This is a genomic window from Lihuaxuella thermophila, assembly GCF_900110165.1.
Taxonomy (GTDB): Bacteria; Bacillota; Bacilli; order Thermoactinomycetales; family Thermoactinomycetaceae; genus Lihuaxuella; species Lihuaxuella thermophila.
This window is the reverse complement of record NZ_FOCQ01000004.1, coordinates 61,869-88,462: the sequence shown is the minus strand read 5'-3', so window position 1 is coordinate 88,462 and position 26,594 is coordinate 61,869. Positions and strand designations below refer to the sequence as shown.

24 protein-coding genes are annotated in these 26,594 nt (G+C 50.2%); 4 read left to right on the top strand and 20 right to left on the bottom strand.

Annotated elements, in window-relative coordinates; genetic code table 11:
- Positions 1-85: 85 nt before the first annotated feature.
- The 3 genes from dnaI to nrdR all read right to left on the bottom strand — a co-directional run bounded on the left by dnaI (position 86) and on the right by nrdR (position 3,077).
- Positions 86-1,024: a primosomal protein DnaI gene (gene dnaI / locus BMW55_RS05590; RefSeq protein ID WP_089966204.1), complete on the bottom strand. Its 939-nt coding sequence runs from the start codon at positions 1,022-1,024 to the stop codon at positions 86-88.
- Positions 1,021-2,490, bottom strand: a complete 1,470-nt coding sequence (locus BMW55_RS05585) for a replication initiation and membrane attachment family protein (protein WP_089966202.1) — start codon at positions 2,488-2,490, stop codon at positions 1,021-1,023. The genes dnaI and BMW55_RS05585 overlap by 4 nt, the downstream gene beginning before the upstream one ends.
- Positions 2,491-2,585: 95 nt before the next feature.
- Positions 2,586-3,077 (bottom strand): transcriptional regulator NrdR, encoded by a 492-nt coding sequence (gene nrdR, locus BMW55_RS05580; RefSeq protein WP_089966201.1) that lies wholly within the window; start codon positions 3,075-3,077, stop codon positions 2,586-2,588.
- A gap of 239 nt (positions 3,078-3,316) precedes the next feature.
- Between nrdR and BMW55_RS05575 the strand changes: the two genes are divergently transcribed.
- From BMW55_RS05575 to BMW55_RS05565, 3 genes are all read left to right on the top strand, one after another.
- A complete protein-coding gene (locus tag BMW55_RS05575) occupies positions 3,317-3,874 on the top strand; it encodes a TetR/AcrR family transcriptional regulator (RefSeq protein ID WP_089966199.1) in 558 nt (185 codons plus the stop codon).
- Between the two features lie 66 nt (positions 3,875-3,940).
- A complete protein-coding gene (locus BMW55_RS05570) occupies positions 3,941-4,909 on the top strand; it encodes an SDR family NAD(P)-dependent oxidoreductase (protein ID WP_089966196.1) in 969 nt (322 codons plus the stop codon).
- A gap of 162 nt (positions 4,910-5,071) precedes the next feature.
- Positions 5,072-6,712 carry a peptide ABC transporter substrate-binding protein gene (locus BMW55_RS05565; protein WP_089966194.1) on the top strand — a complete coding sequence of 547 codons (1,641 nt, stop codon included), beginning with the start codon at positions 5,072-5,074 and terminating at the stop codon, positions 6,710-6,712.
- Positions 6,713-6,792: 80 nt separating this feature from the next.
- On the opposite strand, the gene BMW55_RS05560 is transcribed toward BMW55_RS05565, so the two are convergent.
- A complete protein-coding gene (locus BMW55_RS05560; RefSeq protein WP_089966192.1) occupies positions 6,793-7,746 on the bottom strand; it encodes an EamA family transporter in 954 nt (317 codons plus the stop codon).
- A gap of 349 nt (positions 7,747-8,095) precedes the next feature.
- Between BMW55_RS05560 and BMW55_RS05555 the strand changes: the two genes are divergently transcribed.
- A complete protein-coding gene (locus BMW55_RS05555; RefSeq protein WP_170839760.1) occupies positions 8,096-8,566 on the top strand; it encodes a GyrI-like domain-containing protein in 471 nt (156 codons plus the stop codon).
- A 193-nt stretch (positions 8,567-8,759) separates the two neighbouring features.
- Here the strand turns inward: BMW55_RS05555 and BMW55_RS05550 are convergent, their stop codons facing one another.
- The 16 genes from BMW55_RS05550 to icd form a co-directional block, all read right to left on the bottom strand.
- Positions 8,760-9,797, bottom strand: coding sequence for a glyceraldehyde-3-phosphate dehydrogenase (locus tag BMW55_RS05550; RefSeq protein WP_089966188.1), 1,038 nt, complete (start codon positions 9,795-9,797; stop codon positions 8,760-8,762).
- A gap of 121 nt (positions 9,798-9,918) precedes the next feature.
- A complete protein-coding gene (locus tag BMW55_RS05545; protein WP_089966186.1) occupies positions 9,919-10,536 on the bottom strand; it encodes a lytic transglycosylase domain-containing protein in 618 nt (205 codons plus the stop codon).
- The gene (gene coaE / locus BMW55_RS05540; protein WP_089966184.1) at positions 10,494-11,108 is read right to left on the bottom strand and encodes a dephospho-CoA kinase; all 615 of its coding nucleotides are present in this window, start codon (positions 11,106-11,108) and stop codon (positions 10,494-10,496) included. The genes BMW55_RS05545 and coaE overlap by 43 nt, the downstream gene beginning before the upstream one ends.
- A gap of 15 nt (positions 11,109-11,123) precedes the next feature.
- A complete protein-coding gene (gene ytaF / locus BMW55_RS05535) occupies positions 11,124-11,789 on the bottom strand; it encodes a sporulation membrane protein YtaF (RefSeq protein WP_089966182.1) in 666 nt (221 codons plus the stop codon).
- A gap of 72 nt (positions 11,790-11,861) precedes the next feature.
- The gene (mutM, locus tag BMW55_RS05530; RefSeq protein ID WP_089966179.1) at positions 11,862-12,686 is read right to left on the bottom strand and encodes a DNA-formamidopyrimidine glycosylase; all 825 of its coding nucleotides are present in this window, start codon (positions 12,684-12,686) and stop codon (positions 11,862-11,864) included.
- 18 nt (positions 12,687-12,704) lie between these two features.
- Positions 12,705-15,359, bottom strand: a complete 2,655-nt coding sequence (polA, locus tag BMW55_RS05525; protein ID WP_089966177.1) for a DNA polymerase I — start codon at positions 15,357-15,359, stop codon at positions 12,705-12,707.
- A gap of 277 nt (positions 15,360-15,636) precedes the next feature.
- The gene (gene phoU, locus BMW55_RS05520) at positions 15,637-16,293 is read right to left on the bottom strand and encodes a phosphate signaling complex protein PhoU (protein WP_089966175.1); all 657 of its coding nucleotides are present in this window, start codon (positions 16,291-16,293) and stop codon (positions 15,637-15,639) included.
- 12 nt (positions 16,294-16,305) lie between these two features.
- Positions 16,306-17,064 carry a phosphate ABC transporter ATP-binding protein PstB gene (gene pstB / locus BMW55_RS05515; protein WP_244527455.1) on the bottom strand — a complete coding sequence of 253 codons (759 nt, stop codon included), beginning with the start codon at positions 17,062-17,064 and terminating at the stop codon, positions 16,306-16,308.
- A gap of 39 nt (positions 17,065-17,103) precedes the next feature.
- On the bottom strand, positions 17,104-17,925 hold the full coding sequence (gene pstA, locus BMW55_RS05510; RefSeq protein ID WP_244527464.1) for a phosphate ABC transporter permease PstA: 822 nt from the start codon (positions 17,923-17,925) through the stop codon (positions 17,104-17,106).
- A gap of 98 nt (positions 17,926-18,023) precedes the next feature.
- Positions 18,024-18,965: a phosphate ABC transporter permease subunit PstC gene (pstC, locus tag BMW55_RS05505; RefSeq protein ID WP_089966169.1), complete on the bottom strand. Its 942-nt coding sequence runs from the start codon at positions 18,963-18,965 to the stop codon at positions 18,024-18,026.
- Between the two features lie 103 nt (positions 18,966-19,068).
- A complete protein-coding gene (locus BMW55_RS05500) occupies positions 19,069-20,013 on the bottom strand; it encodes a PstS family phosphate ABC transporter substrate-binding protein (RefSeq protein WP_089966166.1) in 945 nt (314 codons plus the stop codon).
- Positions 20,014-20,137: 124 nt separating this feature from the next.
- Positions 20,138-21,895 carry a two-component system histidine kinase PnpS gene (pnpS, locus tag BMW55_RS05495; RefSeq protein ID WP_089966164.1) on the bottom strand — a complete coding sequence of 586 codons (1,758 nt, stop codon included), beginning with the start codon at positions 21,893-21,895 and terminating at the stop codon, positions 20,138-20,140.
- On the bottom strand, positions 21,892-22,605 hold the full coding sequence (locus BMW55_RS05490) for a response regulator transcription factor (protein WP_089966162.1): 714 nt from the start codon (positions 22,603-22,605) through the stop codon (positions 21,892-21,894). Before BMW55_RS05490 ends, pnpS begins: the two co-directional genes overlap by 4 nt.
- Before the next feature lie 720 nt (positions 22,606-23,325).
- Positions 23,326-23,799, bottom strand: a complete 474-nt coding sequence (locus BMW55_RS05485; RefSeq protein WP_089966160.1) for a MaoC/PaaZ C-terminal domain-containing protein — start codon at positions 23,797-23,799, stop codon at positions 23,326-23,328.
- Between the two features lie 148 nt (positions 23,800-23,947).
- Entirely contained in the window at positions 23,948-24,889 is a 942-nt protein-coding gene (gene mdh, locus BMW55_RS05480) for a malate dehydrogenase (RefSeq protein WP_089966158.1), read from the bottom strand.
- A gap of 263 nt (positions 24,890-25,152) precedes the next feature.
- Positions 25,153-26,448: an NADP-dependent isocitrate dehydrogenase gene (gene icd, locus BMW55_RS05475; protein WP_089966505.1), complete on the bottom strand. Its 1,296-nt coding sequence runs from the start codon at positions 26,446-26,448 to the stop codon at positions 25,153-25,155.
- Positions 26,449-26,594: the final 146 nt, after the last annotated feature.

Sequence of the window (26,594 nt, the reverse complement as noted above, 5' to 3'; positions counted from 1 at the left end):
TTTATTGTGTCAGTGCTGACAAAAGTGATTATAGCACGGTCGGCGTTCGGAGTGCAACACTTTTGATCCAAAAAATTTTATAGAACTAGGAGAATGGCGATTGACGGCGGTTGGGTCCGTCCACAAAATACGGTTTGACGTAATGGCGGATCCGCTCCATGATCCGTTTGGCTTTCATCCAGTCGGCACCGCCCTTTTGCGTATGGGCCAGGTGTTCTTCCAGCTCGTCCAAATCGAGATTGGACGTATAGATCGTTGGCAAACGCTCTGCCGAACGGTATTGCAGGATGGCTCCGAGTACCTCATCCCTTTTCCAGGGAGTCAAAAATTCCGCTCCGATATCGTCCAGAATGAGTACGGTTACGGTTTTTAGTTCCCAAAGCTTATCGGCGAGGGAGTTATCTTCGATCGATTCGCTGATCTCACGCATAAAATCAGGTACATACAACATATATGAGTCCACGTCATATTTGACCAGTTCATTGGCGATGGCTCCGGCGATCAGGCTTTTCCCCACCCCGAGCGGACCGTACAGATACAATCCTTTTTCCGGCCTGCCTTCCCCGAACTGCGTGCAAAAATCGATGGCTGCTTCAATCGCGTCGATCCGTCCATTGTCCTGGTCGATCAAGGCAAAAGAAGCTTCAACGATATTTTTGGGAATATGATGGCTGCGAATCAGGCTTTTGCGCCGCTTTTGTTCCTGGCGCGCCTTCAATTTGCCGCATGCCTGCATTCGCACATCCAACAATCCGTGGTAAACGACCAGTTGAGAAAAATGGCCGGCAACCAGGTTGGGGCATCGATCCAGCCCGGAACAGCGGTTGCAGTTTTCCCTCTCCATCACGACCTGGTTGAGTTGTCCCAGGAAACGCCGGTAATGTTCGCGCGGAAGCTCCGGGTGCTTCCGCCTGAACTCCTGAATCACCGGATGTTTGAGAAGGATCTCCAATTGTTGCTCCACAGAGATCGGAGATCTATTCTTTTGAAAGCTGGCCTTAACCACTTCTCCAATCCGATTCACTGCGTATTCTCCTTCTCTTGTTTTCTGGCGCTGAGCCGTTCATACATCAACTTGAGCTTGGCTTGCACTCTCGCTTGCTTTTCCGCTAAATCATCATCGGTTTCAGAAGCGGAATCCCCCTTCATCTCGGCATTTTCCTGCATCTGCTTCTGAACTGCCCGGGGGAGCTTATCACCGAGCGAAGAACGCGCCCAGCCCGTCTTTGCGCCGGGTTTTGTCTCCGATCTTTTCTTCCTGATTTCCCAGTTTTCTTTGCGCGCCTGTTCCAGCGCTTCTTCTACCGTTTGCACGCCCAGTCTCTTCCATTGTCCCGCAATTTTTTCCACCAATTTCCGCGGCAATTTGTAGTTGTATTTGAGCAAAACATATTCAAGCAGTACATTGATCACTCCATGGGGAAGACCGTAGTGGCGCACCAGGGTCTCAACCAGCTCCACATCGCTGTCGGGGATTCTCGCCCCGCCTTGATAGGCTTCAAGCAACTCTAACGGAGACATCTCCGCCAATTGGCGGAAGTGCTTCTCTTCTTCCGTCATCGGCTCTTTCTCCTGCCGGTTCGCCTGCTTCGGCTGAGGGGGCTCCATTGCGCGCAGATGGCTGTTTCGCTTCAAAATCACCGGCGGTCCGCCGAACCGGAGGCGATACTCGCTTTTCACATAGGATCTGAGCCGGTCGAGATCAATTCTCCCATGCCTGGTGACATAGGGGTTTTGCAGAGCTTTCAGCAAATCCCAGTCATCCAGTTGATAGAGAAAGCGAATTTCGCGCAGTTCCGCAATCAGTTGGTCTGTCCACACATCTTCATCGACAATCGAACTGAGGCGCATGCGCACCATGGAAAGATCATCATCGTCGTCCCACCTGGGATATTGCCCGTCGAGCAGGCTTTCGTCGACCGTCCCGATTTCCAGAACCGCTTCTTTCTCCAATTCAGCCGCTTTGACCATCTCCATCGGAGACAGACTGCCAAATACATCCTGAAATGACTTGGTAATATTGGCGGACAGGGTGTAAGCGTTTTCCGTTTCCCGGGGTTCGATCAATTGTCTTCGAATCGCCAGGTACCGCTCTTTTCCCAGCAGGTTATACAAGGTCATGCTCAAAACATCACTTTGGAAAAACTTGGCTGGCGTCAGCGGGGGAATCACTTCATACTCATAATAACGGCCGTTGTCCGGGTCTTGTTTTTCATAAGTGTTGAGCAGTCCCACCCCTTCCAGGAGATATCTGGCTTCCAGCATCTGGTCGAAGGTGAGGGCACAAAGTTTCAGCAAGTAGGAATGCTTGTATACATCCGAGACCCCTGCCCGGTGCAGAGGGAGTTGATATACCAGTGTCATGTAAAGAGCGACGGCTGTTGTTCCCACGATGGGCTGGTATAAATGGGTCAGCCCGAACAGATCATCACTGTGAATCGGTCGTCGGGTACGGCAACGCCATCCGATATCTTTCCGTAACATCGCCATCTACTGACCCTCCTCATCCTGCGTTACAGACTGATTGTATCATTGTAACACAGGCCCCCCACCCGAGGACAAACCTCATTTTTAACCAATCCGCCCTATGAATCCCTTCTTTTTTCATCCGCAAGCGCCCGTCTTGAACGGTTCAACAAATCTTCCAATTCATTCACAAAAACGTTAATATCTTTAAATTGACGGTAGACAGAAGCAAACCGGACATAAGCCACTTCATCGATTTCGACCAGCCGTTCCATCACCATTTCTCCGATTTCTTTGGACGGAACTTCCGCGGAACCCGCTTGCCGCAATATCCGTTCGATTTCAACGACCACACTCTCCAGTTGCTCAAGGGGAACCGGCCTTTTTTCACAGGCGCGAATCAGTCCTCGGAGCAGTTTTTCCCTGCTGAATTCTTCCCTGCTCCCATCTTTTTTGATGACAATCAGCGGTTGTTCTTCGACGATTTCAAATGTCGTAAACCGCTGTTCACACTGTTCGCATTCCCGCCTGCGCCGAATCGCTCTCCCCTCGTGAACAGGGCGGGAATCCAACACACGGCTTCCGTTGTTACCGCAAAATGGGCATTTCAAATACAGCTCCTCCTTCCTTCTATTTATTATGCTGCTCTCTATCATATTAGACAATCGCACCGTAAAAGTCTGCAATTTTCATCTTCTGAGCCGTTTCCCTACTCATTATTCTAGATTCGGAAATTGAATCCCCTTCCATTAAATCATATTTTCTCCTTGCCAACAGATCAAAAATAGAGTACTTTAAAATAAAGATTTTTTCGACCAATGGTCAAAAATAATGGAACTGAGTGTTGAAAATGGCGAAGTTTAATCGGGAAAAAGTCCTGCAAACAGCGAGAGCTTTGTTTGTCGAAGAAGGCTATCAAGCCGTGTCCATGCGGAAAATCGCGCAAACGCTTGGTTACTCCCATGGCACGCTTTATTATCACTTTAAGGACAAAGCAGCCTTGATCAGCGAAATTTTAAAGCATGACTTTGCTGAAATGCGTAACCAGATGCTTCAGCAGACGGCCGATCATCATCCGCTTGAGACGCTCAGATCCGTTCTCTATTCGTTTATCCGCTTCGGGGTGACGCATCCGCACCCGTACCGGTTGATGTTCATAGAACGGGATGCAGAGCTTCAACAGCATCAAGTCGCGGAAGGAGATCAAGCTTTTCAGATTTTGCTGGAGTATGTATGGCGCGCGAAATCCGAGCTGAGAAACCTTCCGCCCGCGCAAATCGCCTGGATGATGTTCATGGCTGCGCACGGGTTCATCTCCCGCAATCTGAAGGATTCCGTTTCCTGGGAAGACCTGTCGACTCTGGCCGAATCATTTGTTGACATGATTTTGCGAGGCCTGACGAAGTAAATCACTTCTTTGGGCCTCTAACTTTCACCACAAATTTGACCAGTGGTCAAAAAGGAGTGTTGTTTCATGAAGGGACAAAAGCAGAAGATGGCAACTGTACTTGGTGCAACAGGCGGAATGGGCCACTCACTGGTTAAAGAATGTGTCAACGCCGGATATCAAGTTCGTGCCGTTGCCAGACGCGGCGAACAATTGGATCGTTTCTTCGGCGCTATGCCCCAGGTGCAGATCATGCGCGGGGACGTCTCTGATCCATCCTTTGTACAAGCATCTGCACAAAATGCCGATCTCCTCTTTCATGCCGTCAATGTCCCTTACCGCGACTGGGAACACCTTCAGCTTCCCCTGATGTCCTCCATCTTGGAAGGAGCAAGCGGCCATGCCAGACGACTGGTGCTGGTCCATCCCGTTTATGCCTATGGCCGTCCGCAGACGGAAAAAGTATCCGAGCAGCATCCCGTTGCCCCTCACACCAAAAAAGGAAACATCCGCAAACAAATGGAACAAATGCTGCAAAAAGCGCATGAAGACGGAAAAATCGAAGGCATCATCGCCCGCTTTCCCGATTTTTACGGCCCACAGGCCAAAAACACTTTTTTGCATTCGGTTTTTGAGGCGATCGTAAACAGAAAGACGGCATACTGGCTCGGCTCTTTGCAGCTAAAAAGAGAGTATATCTATGTACCGGATGCCGCCAGAGCGCTGCTTCGCATCTGTGAGACAAGTCATCCCGGCTTTCAAGTCTGGAATGTCTCGGATGAACAGCCGATCAGCGGAGAAGAGATCCTTTCCCACGTTGCCAACCTGCTTTCCTGCCAACCGGCTGTCAAGCGAGCGGGAGCATTGCTGTTGCGAATCATGGGCTTGTTGAACAAAGATGTAAGAGAAGTGGAGGAAATGTACTATCTCTATGATGCGCCGTTTTACCTGGACAGCAGCAAATTCAAATCCGCCTTTCCCGATTTCACCTTTACAAAGATCAAGGAAGGCATCCGGGAAACGATCGCGTGGCTTCAACAAAACCGCTCGGTCTGACAGCGGAGCTCCTCCATCCCACCCCCATTTTTAATCATTTCTTTACAATAACCTAATGAAACGATATAACCCCCCCATCAAAATATTAAATTTTGTTTACTATAATCAGCCATATTGTATACGAATGGAATTCTACGAAAAGAATGGGGGGCTTTCGCTTTGATGAAACGACGGGTTCTTTCCTTGGTTCTCAGCTTGAGCCTGGCTGCCGGCCTGGTCGGGTGCGCCGGCAAAGCCGCTTCGGATTCGGCCTCCGGTAAACTGAGCGATCAACAAATCCTACGCTTGACCATTCCTTATCCCATTAAAACTTTTGATCACGCAGTCGTTCATAATTCTTCCACGCTGGATATCCTGAGCAATACGGGCGAAGGGTTAATGCGTCTCAATCAAAACCATCAACCGATTCCGGGAATGGCTTCCAGGCTGACCATCAGCCCTGACCAAACGGTATACACATTTACTTTGAGGAGAGCGGAGTGGAGCGATGGCAAGCCGGTGACGGCCCACGATTTTGAATATGCCTGGAAACGTATTTTAGCTCCCGGCACCCACTCCCCTTCCGCCTACCTTTTTTACCCGATCGTCAATGCCGAAAGCTATCATCAGGGAGAAGTGAAAGAAGATAAAGTGGGCATTCGGGCTCTTGATGACCGGACATTGGAAGTCCGCTTAAAACGGCAGGTCAGAAATTTTTTGAGCCTGGCCGCGTTAACCCCGTTTCTCCCCGCCCGCAAAGATACCATCCAATCGCAGGGAAAATCGTACGGTAAAGATCCGACGCGGATGGTATATATCGGCCCTTTCACGATCAGCCGGGTAACCGAAGACGGGACTGTGATTTTGAGCAAAAACCGGCGCTACTGGGATGAAAAAAATGTCCGCCTGGAGCATGTCTACTTCTTTGTCTCCAATCATGCTACCCGTCAGCTAAACTGGTACAATGCAGACAAAATCGACGTCACCAGTGTAGAACGGGAATTTGCCGAAGCATATAAAAAATCCCCGGAGTTTCACCAGCTTCAAACAGCCACAACCCAATACATCCGTTTTAATTACAAAAATCCCTTTTTCCGGAACAAGAAAATCCGCCAGGCGATTTCCTATGCGCTCAACCGCGGTATCATCATTGATCAGTTAAAAAATGCGGCTGAACCGGCCGGCGGACTGATCCCCCCTTCGATGAAAGGGTACAAATCCTCGTTCCGTCAGGAAGCCGTTATGCAAGCTCCCGAACAAGACGTGGACAAAGCCCGGCAGTTATTCAACGAGGGACTCGCAGAACTGGGATTGACGAAGCCCCCTTTCCGGTTGATCATGTTGAACTATGAAGACAATCGAAAAGAATTGGCACTCGAGATTAAAAAACAACTGCAAGAAAACCTGGGGTTGACTCTGATGCTCAACACGACCTCCCGGGCGGATAAACTGCAGTTGGAAAATGCGGGCAAATTTGACCTGGCTCTGTCGGATTGGGCCGCCACCTACCCGGATCCGGCTGCATTTCTGGAGACTTTTACCTCCGGTCATCTGATGAACACCGGAAAATATTCAGATGCGCCTTTTGATGAGACGATGAAACGCGCATTCAATTCAGTTCTGATCGATCAACAAATCCGTTACCTGATCCAGGCGGAAAAGTTTCTCATCCAGGACGATCAGGCACTTGTACCGCTTTACTATGTCACTGATTCCTATCTGGTCAAATCTCATGTAAAAGAGTTGATCCGCCACCCGTTCGGCCCCCGCTACACGCTCAAGTGGGTATACATCCTGGAATCCGAAGAAAGTGATGACAAATAAAATTCCCGGCTGCTCCGGGAATTTTTTCTGACTATAAAGGGCCATCCGCTTGGAAGACATGGCACTGATCTTCGTTATGATCATCCGGTTTTCCCGCCGGGAACAGAAAATACCCTTTCTTTGACGTCCGCTTTGACTGAAAGAATACAGACGGTTGCGATGATGAACAAACCTCCGATCATCTCGTACAATCCAAGCGAGTGATTGAGCCATAAAACGGACATGACAGCGGCGGACAATGGCTCTGCACTCCCGAGAATTCCGACCTCAGCCGGCGATATAAAGCGCAGGCTGTCCAGGTATAAATAAAAAGCGATCAACGTACCGAACAGAATGACAAACAGCACCAACAATCCCGTATAGACGGACCACGATTGGCCATGCAGGTTCCAGGGAGGACTGATCAGGCTCAATCCGACACCGCCGACCAGCATGCCCCATCCCACCGTTATCGTCGAACCCCAACGATCAATCAGCCTGTCAGGGTAAAGGGTGTAAAATGCCGCTGTAACGGCTGAGGCCAAACCCCAAAATACCGCCATTCCCGATACGGTCAATCCGTCCAGAGAGCCGTTGGTCACCAGCAAAAATGTACCGATCATCGCCAGCACAAGCGCAAACAAATCTTTTTTCTGCGGTACTTTTCCCAGACGGAGGGCAAGATACAGGGTAATAAATGCCGGTCCGAGAAATTGGAGAAGGGTGGCTGTCGTGGCATTTCCCGTTTCGACCGCCGCAAAATAAGTATATTGAACGCCCAATAACCCGATCAGCCCGAAGATCAGTATGCTTGACCGGTCCCTCGCATCCTTCCAGACTCTCCAGATGCTCCCTTCCTGTTTCCGGAGCGCGGCCAAACTGAGCAACAACACGCCTGAAAACAGCAACCGGACAGACACCAGCCAACCAGTCTGAAATCCTTTTTGCTGAAACAGCACTTGCGCCACCGTTCCTGAAATCCCCCAAAGAGAGGCGCCGGCCAACACCATCATGATTCCTCTGATTCGATTTTTTTTAGATATTTGATGCTTCATTTGAAACTTCCTCACGATCTGTTTTTGTTTAGTTTGACGTCACCGACCGATCAAGCTTTAGACTGATCCGTTAAAACGGGTACTTTTCCTCTTAAAGACCTCCGAAGACTTACGTCACATCTCGGAAGGCAATGTCAATTTCGCCCGCCAACGCTCAAAACTTGACTACTTTTTTCTTACCATGTTTTTGAGGCAGCCACAAGCAAATTTAAATGTCGACAGCCAAAAAAATAAAATTTTCTTAATCGAAAACCGGCTTGCCAATTTTCAGAAGATGAAATACAATTGTTTAGAACATATATTCTATGTAAAACTATATTTTTTTACCTCAAAACTAAGGAGGCCGCTCATGCAAGGTCGGATCGTGACCAAAGATTCCTTTCAGATCGTCGGATTTGGTTGGACAGGACCATATACCATGTCCAGAGAGATTCCAAAGCTTTGGGAAAAATTTCTCAAACGAATCGACGAAATCCCCCACCAAATGCGTCCCGGTGTATTTGTCAGCCCTTGCCATGATCGCGTCACCGATTTTACCTGTTATATCGGGGTGGAGGTTAAAAATGCGGATCACGTTCCGGAAGGAATGTTAGCATTAACGGTTCCCACACAGCGCTATGCTGTTTTCACGCATAAGGGACCCATTAAGAGTGCTCCCGCCACGTACCAGAGAGCATGGAAATGGATTGAAAAGATGGGTTACCAAAAAGATCACAGCACCCTGGGCCTGGAAGTGTATGACCACCGCTTTGTCCCTTCCATCCACGATCCGGCTTCTCCTGCCTGCACCTATGAAATTTATGTTCCGATCAAAAAATAAACGTTTCCCCCGGCTTGAGTCAAGCCGGGGGAACTGCTTTTTTAGAGGTTGAGGAAGGCACAAGGACCATCAACGGGAACCGGTGGCGGCTGATTCATACGCATCCCGCCGTCATGAGGCCGGTTGGGCCCGGATACAAAAGCCGTTACGTGGTTAGTAACGGCTTTACATATGGGATGATCATTTGTAACAATTAAGCTGATAATTCCTCTAACACCCGTTTTTGGGCCATCCCCTCGCCCACATGCTTCACGAGGTCGACAACGCGGCAGGAATAACCCCACTCATTGTCATACCAGGCCAGGACTTTGATCTGGCGGTCACCGATCACCATGGTGGAGAGGGCATCCACGATGGAAGAGTGGGAGTTTCCGTTGAAATCGGAGGATACGAGCGGATCTTCACAGTACTGGATGATCCCTTTCATCGTTGTTTCGGAAGCTTCCTTCAAGACCCGGTTAACTTCTTCGACCGTTACATGCGTTTTTAAGTCGGCCACCAGATCAACGACGGAAACGTTGGGGGTCGGAACGCGCAGGGCAAAACCGTTCAGCTTGCCTTTCAGCTCAGGAATAACCAGCCCCAGTGCCTTGGCCGCTCCCGTTTTGGTGGGGATGATGGATTGGGCGCATGCACGTGCTCTCCGCAGGTCTTTGTGCGGGTTGTCCAGGTTTTTCTGGTCATTGGTATAGGCATGAACCGTGGTCATCAAACCGTGTTCAATGCCAAACGCATCGTGCAATACCTTCACCACCGGAGCCAGGCAGTTGGTGGTGCAGGAGGCGTTGGAAATGATATGGTGCTGTTCGGGATCGTAACCGCTTTCATTCACACCCATTACGATCGTAATATCTTCATTTTTACCGGGGGCGGTGATCACTACTTTTTTCGCGCCCGCTTCCAGATGTTTGGAAGCTCCTTCGCGGTCGCAGAACTTTCCGGTTGCTTCCACGACAATATCAATGTCCAGCTCTCTCCACGGGAGCGCACGGGGATCTCTGTTGGAAACGAGTTTCACCACATGACCGTTCACCGCAATGCCTTCCTCTGTGGCCGATACTTCGTGATGAAACATACCGTGAATTGTGTCATACTTAACCAGGTGGGCCAGCGTTTCGGCTGGATAACTGGCATTGATCGCCACCACTTCAATGGACGGATCGCTGATGGCTTTGCGGAACACCATTCGTCCGATGCGTCCAAATCCATTGATAGCTATGCGAAGTGTCATGAATAAGGTCTCCTTCCGCTCTTATGTTACATACCAATCTCTCTTTTTATTATAATAAGTATGGCACAATTTGCAACAAAAACAAACAAAAACCCTGTTCCAATCGGAACAGGGTAACGAATTACCGCTTATTTTTCGGCAGATCCCGATACAATTGCTTATATTTTTCATAGTAAAAAGAGACGCGTTGGATATAATGCCGGGTTTCCCCATAAGGAATCTGTGCCACGTTTTGCCGGGTTCCGTCCCAGATCCCCTGATCCAGCCATTTGTGCACATTGCCGGGACCGGCATTATAAGCCGCCATCACGGCGATTTTATTTCCCTTAAACTCTCTCGTTAAAGCCGCCAAATACCAGCTTCCCATATGTATATTGATTGCCGGATCATCGACATAATCGCGAAAAGCAGGTGAAAAATTTCCCCTTTTTATGGCCAGATTGACGGTTTCCGGCATGAGTTGCATCAGCCCTCTGGCACCGACTCGTGATTTTTTGTCGGGATCAAATTTGGTTTCTACACGAATGATGGCCATCACCAAATAAGGGTCAGCCCCTGTTGCTTCCGCGCTGTTAAAAATGTGCTCTTCATATTCCAGCGGATAAATCAAACGATTAAAGATGGGCGAAGCCACCAGCAAAAAAAAGAGCAGCAGCACAAAAGCAATGAGCATGGTCCTCTTTGGCGGCAATGCAACTATGGCTGGTTTGATCCACTTTTTAAGGTTAGATAGTTCCATAGTTGATCAACCTGTCTTTCTGTCATCTCCAAAGAATCGCTGTTATCGATGACAAAATCTGCGACTCTCTTTTTTTCCTCGATGCTGAGCTGAGCCGCCATGCGCTCTCGCGCTTCTTCTTCAGACAGTGCATTCCGTTTCATCAGTCTCTGAAGCTGAACCGATTCGGGTACATATACCACAATAACTTTTTCGACAAATTGTGTCAAATTTTCTTCTATTAATAAAGGCACATCCCATATGACAATCGCATGCGGATTTTTCGCGAGCGCACTCCCGGTTCTTTGTTGCATCTCTTCCATGATCAGGGGATGAAGCAAGCGGTTCAACTCCTTCCTGAGCGCTTCATCCTTAAAGATGATTTTCCCCAAAGCGGCCCGGTTTAAGCGGCCGTCTTCCTGGATCACCCCGTTGCCGAACCGTTCGCGAATTCTCTCCAAACCTTCCGTGCCCGGTTCCACCACATCCCTTGCCACCTGATCGGCGTCAATCAGGACAGCCCCCCGCTCTTTCAGCATGGCCGCAACCGTACTTTTCCCGGTGGCAATCCCGCCCGTTAAACCCAGTATCATCGATGCAACACTCCCTTAAAAGAAACGCAACAGACCCGTCAAAATAAGTAAAATTCCCGGCAAATAAAGAAGAGCGCGGGCGGCTCCGCTCCTCTTTGCGCTGCGGAATCCAACCCACATGCCCAATCGTAAACAGAGAGCGCTCATTCCGGCAATCGCCAGCGCAACGGTGGCCGGGGACAACCCGATCATGGCCGCTCCCAAACCGGCGCCAAACGCATCCAGGGAGAGTGCCGTCCCCAACAAAACCGCTTCTGTTGCCGAGATGGAGCCTGAACGGTCCATGTCTGCTGCCATTGGTGTCTTTAAAATTTGGATCACGAGCCCGATCGTTTTCACCTCAAATGTCCACACCTGTACCCGGGGCGTTTCCAGCCGCGCCGGCAGCACTTGCTTCTCCTCATTCTCTCGCGAATGCACAAGTCCTTGATAAAGAGTCCATATCCCCAGTCCGATCAATATCGTCGCCCCGGTCATACTGGCGTTCGTTCCGGTAAACCAACCACCCAGCCAACGGCCCGCTGTCATCGAAGCGAAAATCACCGCACCCGAACAGACGGCAATAATAACCGTTGACAGCAACGGAATACGGATTTTGCGCATTCCGTAAGTGATTCCGGCGACAAAACTGTCCATACTCACCGCGAATGCCAACAAAATCACGGATACACCGTGCCACATGAACGACACTCCCCCGCAAGACAGGATGATAACCTATCCTATGCGAAGGGAGCTTGGCTGAGTGAAAAGCTCTCAGCGCTGGCACTCAGCACAAAGGTGCGTTCCCCTGCCTGCGACCACGATGCGCTGAATGGGATGTCCACAGCGGTTGCACGGCTCACCTTTCCGGCCGTAAACCTGGATTTTCAGTTGAAACATCCCCATTTCCCCCTGCCCGTTCAGGTAGGAGCGAACGGATGAACCTCCGGCTTCGACCGCATCGGCCAGCGTCTTCCTGATGGCGTGATACAATCGGCGGATCTCCTCCGGGGATAACGAGGATGCATTGCGTTCGGGATGCAGTCCCGCCAAGTGAAGGGACTCGTCCACATAGATATTCCCCAATCCCGCCAGATATTCCTGATTTAACAGCACTGCTTTGATTTTGCTTTTCTTTTCCGGGAGCGTCTTCAGCAACCACTCCGGAGTGAAATCCTCAGAGAGCGGTTCCGGCCCCAGCTTGGCGAGAGGTAAATGATGGTCCTCTTCTCCCAGCCGGAAGAGATCCATCGTACCAAACTGGCGCACATCGCGGTAACGCAGTTCTGTTCCGTCTGTAAAGTGAAACAGGACATGGGTATGCTTTTCCAAAGGTTCATCCTGTTCCGCCAGCCGGTACTTTCCTTCCATACGCAAATGGGACACTAACACCCAGGGATCGCAATTGATTTTTAAAAATTTGCCTCTGCGCCGGACATCGGTAATGGTGGTACCGGTCAGATGATGGCGGAACAACTCTACATCATCCGGACGCCGGATGATCCGGGGCAGGTAAACGGATACGTCTTGAATGGTTTTCCCCACAATCAGTTTCTTTAATGTACGTTTGACTGTTTCTACTTCCGGTAACTCTGGCAATCCTGTCTCCCCCTGTTGTTATTTCGCTTCATACCAGTTTTTTCCGTAATTGACATCCACGTGCAGCGGTACGGAAAGAGGCAGAGCCCCCTCCATCACTTTTCGGACCAATTCCTGCATTACCCCGAGTTCTTCCTCGGGCACTTCAAAGATCAGCTCGTCATGCACTTGCAACAGCATGCGGCTCCTCAGCTTTTTCTCGTTCATCTCCCGGTCGAGCTCCACCATGGCGTGTTTGATAATATCGGCGGCTGTCCCCTGAATCGGGGTGTTCATGGCCGTCCGTTCGGCAAAACTGCGCTGATTGAAATTGCGGGAGTTGATATCCGGGAGATAACGGCGGCGCCCAAGCAAAGTGGTGACATAACCTTCTTTTTTCGCCTGTTCCACCACAGCGTCCATATATCTTTTAACCCCCGGATACGTGGCAAAATAACGCTCGATAAATTCCTTGGCTTCCTTGCGTGTGATGCCCAGGTTTTGCGACAGGCCGAAATCGCTGATTCCGTAAACAATCCCGAAGTTGACCGCTTTGGCCTGCCTGCGCATGAGCGGGGTAACTTCTTCTTCACTGACCCCAAATACATCCATCGCCGTTTGCGTGTGGATATCCGCCCCTTTTCTGAACGCTTCCCGCAGATTCTCATCTTCCGACAGATGAGCCAGCACGCGGAGTTCCACCTGGGAATAGTCAGCCGCAAGGATGTACCAACCCTCTTCCGAGGGGACAAAAACCTGGCGAATCCGCCGCCCTTCTTCTTCGCGGATCGGGATATTCTGCAAATTGGGTTCGGTGCTGCTGAGACGGCCTGTGGCTGCGATCGTCTGATTGAAACGGGTATGGATTTTCCCGTCGGCTCGGATCTCTTTTTTCAGCCCTTCGATATAAGTGGAATACAATTTGCCCGCCTGGCGGAAATGCAGGATTTTCTCCACAATCTCATGTTGCGGTGCCAATTTCTCCAGCACATCGGCGCTGGTGGAGTACCCGGTTTTGGTTTTCTTGATCACCGGCAGCCCCAATTTGTCGAACAGGATTTCTCCCAGTTGTTTGGGTGAGTTGATGTTAAACTCCGTCCCGGCCAGGTCATAAATTTCCACCGTCAGCCGGTCCATACTCTCTTTCAATTCAATGCCCAGCTCGTTCAACCGGTCTTTGTCAACCAGCACGCCAGCTTGTTCCATTTCGGCCAGCACAAGGGCAAGCGGCATTTCCAGATCGCACATCAGTTCACTTAAACCCGCTTCTTCCAGCTCTTTGAGCAGAACCGGAGCCAACTGATAAATGACTGAAGTTTTTCGGGCCAAGTGCTCGGCCAGTTCTTCGCCTTCCAAAGCGCGCCGTTTCGCCCCTTTTCCGTAAACCTCTTCATCGGCGGGAATGGAGCTCTGTAAATAACGGGCAGCCAGCTCGCTCAATTCATACTGAGACTCCGAGGGATTCAGAAGATAAGCGGCCAACAGCACGTCAAACTGAAAACCGGCCGGTTGAAATCCTATCTTTTCCAGAGCGATCTTGGTCTTTTTTACATCATAAACCAACTTGCGGCGATGCCGGTCGGCCAGCCAGTTTTGAAATTCATTCCAGTGAAGGGCTGTCTCCACCGGGATGTACAAGTGGGTCTCCCCGTCAGAGACTGCGATGCCCACGACATCGGCGCGGTGGGGATTGTCCTCGGTGGTCTCCACAAACACAGCGAGATCATCCTGTTTGAGCAACCCTTCCGCTGCGGAGCGGTTCTGATCGGTAACCATCTGATAAGCGATCTCCGACGGCGCTGCAGCCGCTTGATCCGATTCGTCTGCGTGTTTCCCTCCGGGGAGCCTGTTGAGCAACGTCCTAAATTCCAGCTTTTTGAAGATCTCGGCCACTTTGTTGGTATCCAGCGGCGGAAGTTCCAGATCTTGGACGCTGAACTCCAGCGGAACCCCGGTATATATGGTTGCCAATTTTTTGCTGAGAAGAGCCTGGTCTTTATACTCGCGGACTTTTTCCTGAAGTTTTTTGCCGGGCAGCTCATCCGCATGCTCGACCACCTCTTCGACGGAGGGGTACTGACGGAGCAGCTTTAAGGCCGTTTTCTCCCCAACGCCCGGGATCCCCGGTATATTGTCCGAGACGTCGCCCATCAAGCCTTTTAAATCAATAATCTGTTTGGGGGTGAGCCCGTACTTGTCGGCAATCGCTTTAACATCATACCGCTCCGTTTCCGTCACCCCTTTTCGGGTCAGCAACACTTGCACACGCTCGTTCACGAGCTGCAGCAAGTCTTTGTCCCCGCTGACGATGAGCGTCTCCATCCCTCCCGCTTCATCGGAATGGGCCAGCGTTCCGATAATATCATCGGCCTCATAGTTTTCAAGCTCAAAGTAACGGATCTGAAAAGCATCCAGCACTTGTTTGATCAAAGGGATCTGCTCCGACAGTTCCCCCGGGGTTTTCTCCCGCGCTCCTTTATAATCCTGATAATCTTGGTGACGGAAGGTGGTTTTTCCGGCGTCAAACGCCACCAACAGGTGTGTCGGCTTCTCTTCTTCCAACACCTTCATCAGCATCATCGTAAAACCGTAAACGGCGTTCGTATACACACCGCTGGCACTGGACAGGAGCGGCAAGGCATAGAAAGCGCGAAAAGCTATACTGTTTCCATCAATCAAAACGAATTTACCCACGGTCATCCTCCGTATCTTTATCGATCTATCTGAACCAATGACCCATACACATCTCGCTCAACATAAGAACATGTTTATTGTATCATGAGGCTTCCTTCCGCTTCCAGTACAATGGCACAAAATAAACGAACGAATGATCGCATCTACTGAAAGGCATTGGAATGAAAAACGAAGCATTCGGCCCATAGGATCTTTCAAAGCGGCTTCACATCAGGACATACACTTTTATGCGAAAAAAAACTGTTCCTTTGAACAGGAACAGTTTTCCGTAACCCGGCTAGTTGAGATCAGCTTGCTTCCCGGTTTCAATATAAACGATGCTTTCAGCGATATTGGTGGCGTGATCGGCAATCCGTTCGAGATAGCGGGCCACAAAACACAGCTTGAGCGCCACTTCAGCGTTTTCATTGCTGCCTGGCAGATAAGCGGTCAGTTCTTTGATGATGGCAAAGTACAGTTGATCCACCTGGTCATCCGTTTTGGCCAATGACTTCGCCAATTCGATATTGCCGTCAATATAGCTGTTGATTCCGTCATGCACCATTTTCTGGGTGATTTTCGCCATACGCGGAATATCTTCCAGCTCCTTGAACAAACCCAGATTATTCTCTTTCAGTTCAATCGTCACCTGAGCGATATTCACGGCTAAGTCGGCCATCCGCTCCATGTCGGAAGCGATTTTCATCGCAGCGATCAGCAGGCGTAAGTCTTTGGCTACCGGTTGCTGAGTGGCGATTAGCTTTGCAACGGTATCATCGATTTGCAATTCCAGCTCGTCGATTTTTTGGTCCTCTGAACAAACCATTTGCGCCATGGGAACATGGAGAGAGGCCAGCGACTTGACGGCCTTATCAATAGCAATCTCCACCCTGGCCCCCATCTCTAACAGGAGTTTTTTCACATCTTGCAAGGATTGGTCAAAATGGCGTGCCATGATCTCTCCTCCTTAACCGAATCGGCCGGTGATGTAGTCTTCGGTTTGTTTGTTTTGCGGGTTGGAGAACAGCTTATCCGTATTGTCGTACTCGATCATGTCCCCGTTTAAGAAAAACGCCGTTTTATCAGAGATCCTGGCCGCTTGTTGCATATTGTGCGTCACGATGACAATGGTGTAATTCTTTTTCAACTCTTGAACGAGCTCTTCGATTTTCAAAGTGGAAATGGGGTCCAGGGCAGAAGTCGGCTCGTCCATCAGCAAAATCTCCGGTTCCACTGCCAGGGCACGCGCGATGCACAAGCGTTGTTGTTGTCCGCCGGATAAACCGGTGGCCCGGTCTTTCAGCCGGTCTTTCACTTCATCCCACAAAGCGGCGCCACGCAGACTTTTTTCCACGATTTCGTCCAGGCGGCTTTTATTCTTAATGCCATGGATGCGGGGACCATAGGCGACATTATCATAAATGCTCTTGGGGAACGGGTTGGGAGCCTGGAAAACCATGCCCACCTGTTTGCGCAGCATCTCTACATCTACTTCATCGTCATAAATATTTTGGTTGTGGATCATGATTTCCCCATCGATTCTGACGCCCGGAATCAGATCATTCATGCGGTTCAACGTACGCAGGAACGTCGATTTCCCGCAACCGGAAGGCCCGATTAATGCCGTCACCGATTTTTCTTCGATCTCCATGTTGATCTTTCTCAACGCTTGTTTATCACCGTAATACAAATTTAAATCCTGTACGGAAATTGCCAGCTGATTCAAGAGAAATCTTCCTTTCCTTGGTATTCGATTCACCATCCATCAGCGCTGAAATTTATTGCGCAGATAGATGGCCAGGGCATTCATGGAAAGAAGGATCACGAGCAGAACGATAATTCCGGCTGCCGCCAAATATTGAAACTCATCTTTGGGTTGCGCGATCCAGCTGTAAATCTGAATCGGCAGAACCGTAAACTCGTCAAGCACAGAAGAAGGCGTAAACGCCAGGAAGGTCACTGCCCCGACCATAATCAGCGGTGCCGTTTCTCCGATGGCCCGGGACAGGGCGAGAATCGTACCGGTTAAAATCCCCGGAAATGCATAGGGCAGAACGACATGACGGATGGTTTGCCAACGGGTTGCCCCCATCGCGTAAGATGCTTGCCGGAGCGAACCCGGCACGCTGGCGATCGCTTCTCTCGCAGCAACGATCACGGTCGGCAGGACCAGCAGAGTCATCGTCAAAGAGCCGGCGAGCACACTTTTTCCCAACTCCATCCCCCGTACGAACAAAGTGAGACCCAAAATGCCGAACACGATGGACGGGACACCCGCCAGGTTGGAGATGTTCAGCTGGATAAAACGGCTCAGCCACCCTTTTTTGCTGTATTCTTCCAGATAGATGGCTGACGCGACCCCGAGGATGAAAGTGAGCGGAGCCGTTACGGCAATCATCCAGATGGAGCCCCAGAAGGCGGCTTTGATCCCGGAACGCGAAGGAAGGCGGGAAGCAAAATTATTGAAGAAATCAGCAGTCAGATAAGGCCAGCCTTTTTGAAAAATATCGAAGAGCAATACAGCTAACACGACCACGCCGATCAATGTGGCTGAAAAGAACAATCCGTGAGCCACTTTATTTTTCATCCGCCTGTAGGCCACCCGGGATGTGTCAAAGCGGTCGCTCCGGGTCTCAGATGTCTGATGGATCGCTTGCTCCTTGGATACGGTCTCAGGTGCAGACATCAATACTCCTCCTTAAAGCGCCGTGAGATATACTGTGCCAGCATATTCATCAACAGGGTGAATACAAATAACGTCATTCCCACCGCATAGATCGATTTATAGGTAATGCTCTCATAACTGATGTCCCCCATCGCTGCCTGAACCATATAACCGGTCATCGTCTGGATCGTTTCGGTCGGATTGAAAGTGAGATTGGGAGTCGATCCAGCCGCAATCGCTACGATCATGGTTTCCCCGATGGCGCGCGAGAGAGCCAGCACAAACGATGCCACAATCCCCGACAAAGCCGCGGGCACAACCACTTTTAAAGCCACTTCCAGGCGGGTGGATCCCAGCCCGTAGGCAGCTTCACGGATATTGTTCGGCACAGAGCTCATGGCATCCTCACTGAGGGAAGCGATCATGGGGATGATCATGATGCCAACCACGATGCTGGCACTTAAAGCGTTAAAAAAGTTTAAGTCGGGCATAAACGTTCTGAGCAGCGGTGTCACAAACGTGATGGCAAAATATCCGTAGACGATCGTCGGGATTCCCGCCAGAATTTCCAAAACCGGTTTGACGATCCGGCGCACCCGGTCCGGTGCGTATTCACTCAGATAAATGGCACTGAAAAGCCCGATCGGAACCGCCACAACCGCCGCGCCTGCGGTGACGAGCATCGTCCCCGAGATGAGCGGCCAAATCCCGAATTTTTGCTGATCTTCACTAAAGAGAGCAGTCCACTCCGTTTCCGTGATAAACTCGACAAACGAAACTTCCTTAAAAAATGAAATGGTCTCAGTGATCAAAGTGAAAACAATTCCTACGGTGGTGACAACCGAGATCAGCGCACAAAACAACAAAAATTTAGGAATCCATGCTTCCATGCTGTTCTTCCAGGTCCGTTTCTTGCGGAACATCCGATCGGCGTCCGGCATGTGGGCTGTGGATCGTGACATTGCTTTAACCTTCCTCCTTCCGTTAAAAACAGGCAAAAATGTGGCACCCTCCTCCCTTTATGGAAGGAGGGACCACACTTTTTTCAGCCGGGACTTGGGAATGTTATTTCACCAGTTCGAGAGATTTTTGGTAATCCGCATCCGGCAGCGGAACATAACCCACTTCTTTCACCAAGTCTTTGGCCGTTTCGAGATAGAACTTCAGAAACTCTTTCACTTCAGGCTTTACTAAGACTTTGTTGCTCGGGTAGATAAAGATTTTACGGGAGAGCGGAGCATAGGTGCCATCTTTGATGGTTTGATCAGTAGGTTCAATGGCGCCCTTACCGGCATCGATTTTTACGATTTTCAACTTATCTTTGTTTTCCATATAGTAAGCATATCCGAAGTAACCCAGGCTGTTTTTGTCTCCCTCCACACCTTTGACCAGTACGTTGTCATCCTCGGAAGCCGTGTAATCCGTACGGCTTTTGCCACCTTCACCAACGACCTCCTCAGTGAAGTAGTCAAAGGTTCCGGAAGCCGTACCCGGCCCGTACAATTTAATCGGCTCTGCCGGCCATTCCGGACGGACGTCTTTCCAGGTTTTCACTTTGCTGTTTGGTTCCCAGATCTTTTTCAATTCTTCAACGGTCAGGCTGTCAACAAATTTGTTCTCTTTATTTACAACAACGGCAATTCCGTCATACGCGACCGGAATTTCAACCGGTTCAATTCCTTTTTGTTTCGCTGCTGCTTTTTCTTCATCTTTGATGGGTCGGGAAGCGTTGCTGATTTCGATCTCACCGTTGGCCCATTTTTTGAATCCGCCCCCGGTTCCCGACTCAGCTACAGTTACTTTCACACCCGGATTCTCTTTCATAAACTCTTCAGCGACCGCTTGGGAAATCGGGTAAACGGTGCTGGAACCGTCCAAGCGGATGGAGCCGGTCAATTGCTTGTCCCCGCCGGCTTGATTGCCATTTCCCGCTTGACCGGAAGAGCATCCGACAACTGCTCCGAATGCAAGCGCAAATACGCCGCCTAACAGTAGACCTTTCTTCAACATAAGGATGTTTACCCCCTACCAGTTATAAATAAATCCCTTTATCACCTTTAACTATAAAGGGGGACTATTAGCCTTCAATCAACGGAATGTAAAGATTATGTTAAGGTACAAAAAAACCCGGCGTTTAACCGGGTCCATCGCGATCTTGTTTGAGCGGGAAGGAAAGGGTGAAGGTGGTTCCTGTTCCTACTTTACTTTTCACGTCAATTTCACCGTTGTGCACCTCGACCAGGTGCTTCACGATGGCCAGCCCCAGTCCTGTCCCGCCGGAATCGCGCGATCTGGCTTTATCCACCCGGTAAAAACGCTCAAAAATCCGCGGCAGATCTTCCGGAGGGATTCCTACTCCCGTGTCCGTTACCTTCAACCGAAACCGGTGCGGTTCGCGGCTGACATCGAGTGTAATGCTCCCGCCCTGGGGCGTGTAATTCATCGCATTGGATAATAGATTGAGGATAATTTGCCTGAAACGGTCCGGATCCACTTCGATCTCGAACGGCTCTTCGATGTGCACTTCCAGTCTTTGCCCTTTTGCGCGCACCTGGTCTTCAATCGTTTTGACCGCCGACTGAATCAGCGAATCCACGAAGACGGTCTTCAGATTGAGATGCAGCTTTTTCGACTCGATGCTGGCCAGATCCAACAGGTCACCGATCAACCGTTGCAAGCGCAGGCTTTCATCGTGGATGATTTTCAAAAATTCCCTGCATGTATCCGGGTCCTTGAGAGCTCCGTCCAACAGAGTTTCGGCAAATCCCAGAATGGAGGTAATGGGCGTTTTCAACTCATGGGAGACATTGGCCACAAAATCTCTCCTGAGCTGCTCCAGACGCCGGATCGCTGTCAAGTCGTGAAAAACGATGACGACACCCACCCCGTTTTTCTCCACCCACATCGGGGCCAAGTTGGCTTCCAGCATCCGCTCCTCCGGATAGTAGAGATGGATCTCCTTGCGAAGCCGTGATCCGCTTTCGGCACATTCGGTAATGAGTGCGGTCAAATCGTAAGGATAGGTAAGCCGCTTGTAGGAAACCCCGATAATATCTGCTGCCGGCACACCAAACATCCGTTCAAAAGCCCGGTTGGCCAGGCTCACCCGGCCTGTCGAGTCGACCATGATCAGACCGCTTTCCATCGATTCAATGATGCTTCCCAGTCTGCGCTCGCTTTTCCGGATGGTTTCCATCTGTTTTTGCAGGCTGTGGGCCATGCGGTTGATCGCCCGTCCCAACCGGGCGATTTCATCGTTTCCTGTCTGCTGGACCCGCTTGTGGATTCTGTTTTGCGCGATATCCACTGCCACCTGTGTAATTTCTTCCAAGGGTCTCGTCACTCCGCCCGCAATCCGCGAACTGAAAAAGGCCGCCAAGGAATAGGCGATGATGAGCCCCCCTGCGAGCGACAACCAAACTTTCTCCAGAGAGCGATTCACTTCCTCGAGATCCATTGAGACGCGAATCGCCCCCAGAACTTTGCCGTTTCTGATCACGGGCAGCGTGGCGTGCAGGAAATCATTTTTGATGACAGTCGGTTCACTGCTTTTGAGTAAACCCCGCTTCACTTCAGGAAAAGCTTTCCCGTTGAGCTGATTTCCCTCTGCAGAATCCCCGAGTACCACTCCCTCAGCATCAAAAAAGGTTACCCGTGCACCCAGGGTTCGTCCGTAGATGTTGGCCTGACGTTCAAAATGATGCGGGTCATCGAGGTTTTTCTCCCATTCAATCGTTTCCGCGATCATCTTTCCTTCTTTTGTGAGCCGTCCGGTTAATGAGTCCAAATAGGATGACTGAAGCAAAAGGGCCACAAAGATCCCGGTTCCGAGCACGGAACATCCGATCAACAGAAGAAAAGACCCCGTGATTTTTCCGCGCAAGGATCTCATGTTTTTTTCGGACCTTCAAATTTATAGCCAATTCCACGGACCGTTTTGATATAAACGGGGTTGCGTGAGTCGGCTTCAATTTTGTCACGCAAATGGCTCACATGGACATCCACGATTCTGGAATCCCCGATATAATCGTAATTCCATACAGCATTGAGCAGTTGGTCGCGGGACAGCACCTTACCGCGGCGGCTGGCCATATAGACAAGCAGCTCAAACTCTTTCGGGGTGAGATCGATTTCGGCATTGCCGCGGGTTACGACATATCCTTCGGGATCAATGGTCAATTCGCCGATTTGAATCAACGGTTGATCCGAATCCGGTTTGTTCTCCCCCTGAAGAGCTTCTACCCGGCGTAAAATCGCTTTGACACGCGCGGTCAACTCTCTGGGACTGAAGGGTTTGGTCATATAATCATCGGCCCCGAGCTCCAGGCCGAGAACCTTGTCAAATTCATCGGATTTAGCCGTCAGCATGAGAATGGGGATATGGCGTTTTTCTTGCCTGATCCGACGACACACCTCCAGGCCATCCACTTTGGGCAGCATTAAATCCAGCACGAGTAAATCTGGAAGCCTCTCTTTCATCTTTTCAAGGGCGGCTTGCCCATCAAAGGCGACATCAACATCGAATCCTTCTTTTTCCAGATTGAACTGGACAAGTTTGACAATGGATGGCTCATCATCAACAACCAAAATCTTTTTTGACATGCTTTTGGCCTCCAATTTTGAAGTAGCAAACTGCTTCATCATTCCTTTACAAAACAAATCATACCATAACAAAGTTAAGAAACAGTAAAGAATCCGCCCATTTATTAGAAACAAAAACAATTTCCTTCTAAAATGAAATAAAACTGGATCATGGAGAAAGGTAACGGGATCGAAGCGAGCAGGAGAGAAGTGACGGTCCCGATCAGGTGAATTTTGCCGGGAAAGCCGTGTTGTCGGAAACAGCATGAAACCGCTGTTGTATCGCCCGCCAACCGCGAAGATGCGGGAGACTCCGAAGCATTGTGAGAATCCGAGATTCTTTTTTATTCCCAATAAACATTTCGCTCTATGTATGATAGTGTCTGTAAACAGAATTAGGAGGAGAACGATTGGAAACTTGGAAAGAGTATGTCCATCGCCGATAGAAAGGCTGGCTTATTGGTTTTTTGTAGTGATCCTGCTGACCACTGGAGTTTACTTCGGAGTAAAAGCATGGCTGAACTATGCAAATAGTGAAGCGTTTAAAGGTGAAGTCAATGCGGCCCATAATCACGGTGATTGTCGGGATTATCACACTCTGTGGAACAATTGGAATGCAAGCGTATGTGAACCTCAGGGTTCAGTCTCTTTTTTCTAAATAAAAACCCGGCTGACCATGCATGAATCTTGGTCAGCCGGGGTTGCCACGCGGTCCTTGACAAAAACGTGATTCCGAGGGATTCAAAAGTTTTCAAAAGCATTGTCCAACAAAGAACGAAGGGGCCTCGGCGGGAACACATCGATTTCTCCTTCTACAATCGACTTGCCGAGACTCGTCACACTCGCTTTCAAGGTCACCGTTTTTTCACGTTCGCATTTATGTGTCAGCTCCAGAGAGAGATTTACCTTTTCACCCAGTTTTAACGCTTGCGGAAAAGATAGGCGAAGTTCCTTGATCATACTCCCCGGGCCCGGCAGATGCATCGAAGCCAGGGAGGTAAGCCAGCCGACAAAGAGTCCGGCAGGAACGACCGCCTGTTCAAACCCTGCCTGTATGGCATAATTCTCTTCCAAATAAAGCGGATTTTGATCATCTGTGACACCGAGATAGGAAAAGAGATCCTTCACGGTGACCGTTCTCGTTTCTCTTACCCGGTCCCCCACTTCGCACATTTCCCAGTATTTTCCGGTCGGATTGACTTTTCCGAAAACCATGATGACCGCCTCCTTGTATACGCTTACATTTTAGCGTATTTAATAGAATATTACCAGTGGAAAAAATAGTCTACCAATTATATTTTTTATGCTGGTAAAAAAGCCTGGAGAATGTTTTGATCTCCAGGCTTTCAGGTTCAATCAACCATTATACCGGCAGAGCTTGCATCACTTTGCGGACGGATTCGGCCGAGCGATCCAGGGCCGCTTTTTCTTCCGGGGTCAGATCCAACACGATCACTTTCTCTAAGCCGCTGCCGCCGAGAATGGTGGGAACTCCCAGGTAAATATCGTGGTATCCGTATTCTCCTTCGAGATATGCGATGGCCGGGAGAATGCGTTTTTTGTCTTTGAGGATGGCTTCAGCCATTTGCACGAGCGACGCTGCCGGAGCATAGTAAGCACTGCCGGTTCCCAGCAAGTTGACGATTTCGCCGCCGCCCTTGCGGGTGCGCTCCACAATCGCGTCGAGCCGGTCTTTCGGAATCATTTTTTCCAGCGGAATTCCGCCGGCATAGGAGTAACGCACCAGCGGGACCATGTCATCCCCGTGGCCGCCGAGAACAAATCCGGTGACGTCTTCAACGGAAATATTCAGCTCCTGCGCGACAAATGTCCGGAAACGGGCTGTATCCAGCACTCCGGATTGACCGATGACTCGGTGTTTGGGGAATCCTGACGTCCGGTAAACCTCATAAGTCATCGCATCCACCGGATTGGTCAACACGATGATAATACAGTCCGGAGAGTATTTGACCACTTGCTCGGTAACCGCACGCATCACTTTGGCGTTGGTGCTTACCAGATCATCCCGGCTCATCCCCGGTTTACGCGCGATTCCGGCGGTGATGATCACCAGGTCGGAATTGGCCGTTTCCGCGTAGTCGCTCGTTCCGATAATGTTGGCGTCAAATCCCTGAACAGGGCCGGCTTCCAACATATCGAGCGCTTTCCCTTTGGTGGGTCCTTCCGCCTGCGGGATGTCAACCAGAACCACATCCCCCAGTTCTTTTTGCGCCAGCATTAAAGCGGTGGTGGCACCGGTAAAACCAGCCCCGATGACCGAAATTTTTCTGCGTCGAATTGCCATCTTCATTCCTGCTGCTAACTCGGAGAAACATCCGGCTTCGTGTTTCCGTACTTTCTCCGGCCCGGAGCCCGTACTATTTTGGGGCAGCCTTCATCCAAGCTGAGGGTTGTGCCTCCTTCGTGAAGCCGTAACCGACACCCGGCCCGGTTCCCGTTTACAGGGTGATGGCAAGCCGGATGGGTCACTCCTCTGAAAGCAGCAGGTTTTCACCTCTCTTTTAAAAATTTATTGCTGAGAAGAACCTGTCATGGATTTGCTATTCATTACAGATTCTTGATCAGGTGATCAGCAAATTCGGAGCATTTCACCTCGGTCGCCCCTTCCATGAGGCGGGCGAAATCGTAGGTGACGGTTTTTTGGCTGATCGTTTTGCTCATTGCGGCATAGATCATATCGGCTGCTTCTTGCCAGCCCAGGTGCTCCAGCATCAAGACGCCGGACAGGATGACTGAACCCGGGTTCACTTTATCCAACCCTGCATATTTAGGCGCGGTTCCATGTGTTGCTTCAAAAACCGCATGGCCTGTGTTGTAGTTGATGTTGGCTCCGGGTGCGATTCCGATTCCGCCCACTTGCGCTGCCAAGGCATCGGAGATGTAATCCCCGTTTAGATTTAACGTAGCGATAACATCATATTCTGCCGGACGGGTTAGGATTTGTTGCAAAAAGGCGTCTGCAATCGAATCTTTAACAATAATTTTTCCTTCGGCTTCCGCTTGGGCTTGCGCCTGGTTCGCTGCCTCTGTCCCTTTTTCGGCTTTGATGCGGTCATACTCCGCCCAGGTGAATACCTTGCCGGCATAATCCCGTTCGGCTACAGCATAACCCCAGTTTTTAAAAGCTCCTTCGGTAAACTTCATAATATTTCCTTTATGTACCAAGGTCACGCTCTTCCGGCCATGGTTGATCGCATATTCGATGGCTGCTTTAACCAGGCGTTCGGTTCCTTCTTGAGAGACCGGTTTGATGCCGATTCCCGAGGTTTCTGGGAAACGAATTTTCTTGACACCCATCTCCTCCTGCAGGAAACGGATCACTTTTTTCACTTCTTCAGATCCGGCTTCCCATTCAATCCCGGCATAGATATCTTCAGAGTTTTCGCGGAAAATCACCATGTCGACATCCTGCGGGCGTTTGACGGGCGATGGAACTCCTTCAAAATAGCGAACCGGCCTCAGGCAGACATAGAGGTCCAGCTCTTGCCGGAGTGCCACGTTCAGGGAACGGATTCCCCCTCCGACCGGCGTGGTCAACGGGCCTTTAATGGCTACCCGGTATTCACGGATCGCCGTCAGTGTGTCTTCAGGGAGCCATTCGCCGAATTTTTCATTCGCTTTTTCGCCGGCATACACCTCAAACCAGGCGATTTTCTTTTTTCCGCCATATGCTTTTTCCACAGCAGCATCGAGAACGCGCTTGGCAGCCGCCCAAATATCAGGGCCGGTTCCATCCCCTTCGATAAACGGAATAATGGGCTGGTCCGGTACATGTAACTTCCCGTCTGTTACTGTAATTTTTTCGCCAACTGTCGGTGGTTCAAGCGTTGCAAACCGTACCATGAAAACACCCCTTTTGTCAGTTCCTGTTAAAGACTGAAGATCCGGGACGGGGTAGACCCCCGTCCCATCCATGTCAACCACGGCACCGGTGAACGGACGGGCTGATCCCTTCATCGGGCCGACTCTTGCCATGCTCTTCACGAATT

Coding starts and splice junctions, on each gene's coding strand:
- BMW55_RS05585 (WP_089966202.1), bottom strand. CDS start 2,490: ATGGCGATGTTACGGAAAGATATCGGATGGCGTTGCCGTACCCGACGA.
- BMW55_RS05575 (WP_089966199.1), top strand. CDS start 3,317: ATGGCGAAGTTTAATCGGGAAAAAGTCCTGCAAACAGCGAGAGCTTTG.
- BMW55_RS05570 (WP_089966196.1), top strand. CDS start 3,941: ATGAAGGGACAAAAGCAGAAGATGGCAACTGTACTTGGTGCAACAGGC.
- BMW55_RS05565 (WP_089966194.1), top strand. CDS start 5,072: ATGAAACGACGGGTTCTTTCCTTGGTTCTCAGCTTGAGCCTGGCTGCC.
- BMW55_RS05560 (WP_089966192.1), bottom strand. CDS start 7,746: ATGAAGCATCAAATATCTAAAAAAAATCGAATCAGAGGAATCATGATG.
- BMW55_RS05555 (WP_170839760.1), top strand. CDS start 8,096: ATGCAAGGTCGGATCGTGACCAAAGATTCCTTTCAGATCGTCGGATTT.
- BMW55_RS05550 (WP_089966188.1), bottom strand. CDS start 9,797: ATGACACTTCGCATAGCTATCAATGGATTTGGACGCATCGGACGAATG.
- BMW55_RS05545 (WP_089966186.1), bottom strand. CDS start 10,536: ATGGAACTATCTAACCTTAAAAAGTGGATCAAACCAGCCATAGTTGCA.
- coaE (WP_089966184.1), bottom strand. CDS start 11,108: ATGATACTGGGTTTAACGGGCGGGATTGCCACCGGGAAAAGTACGGTT.
- ytaF (WP_089966182.1), bottom strand. CDS start 11,789: ATGTGGCACGGTGTATCCGTGATTTTGTTGGCATTCGCGGTGAGTATG.
- phoU (WP_089966175.1), bottom strand. CDS start 16,293: ATGGCACGCCATTTTGACCAATCCTTGCAAGATGTGAAAAAACTCCTG.
- pstA (WP_244527464.1), bottom strand. CDS start 17,925: ATGAAAAATAAAGTGGCTCACGGATTGTTCTTTTCAGCCACATTGATC.
- pstC (WP_089966169.1), bottom strand. CDS start 18,965: ATGTCACGATCCACAGCCCACATGCCGGACGCCGATCGGATGTTCCGC.
- BMW55_RS05500 (WP_089966166.1), bottom strand. CDS start 20,013: ATGTTGAAGAAAGGTCTACTGTTAGGCGGCGTATTTGCGCTTGCATTC.
- pnpS (WP_089966164.1), bottom strand. CDS start 21,895: ATGAGATCCTTGCGCGGAAAAATCACGGGGTCTTTTCTTCTGTTGATC.
- BMW55_RS05490 (WP_089966162.1), bottom strand. CDS start 22,605: ATGTCAAAAAAGATTTTGGTTGTTGATGATGAGCCATCCATTGTCAAA.
- BMW55_RS05485 (WP_089966160.1), bottom strand. CDS start 23,799: ATGGTTTTCGGAAAAGTCAATCCGACCGGAAAATACTGGGAAATGTGC.
- mdh (WP_089966158.1), bottom strand. CDS start 24,889: ATGGCAATTCGACGCAGAAAAATTTCGGTCATCGGGGCTGGTTTTACC.
- icd (WP_089966505.1), bottom strand. CDS start 26,448: ATGGTACGGTTTGCAACGCTTGAACCACCGACAGTTGGCGAAAAAATT.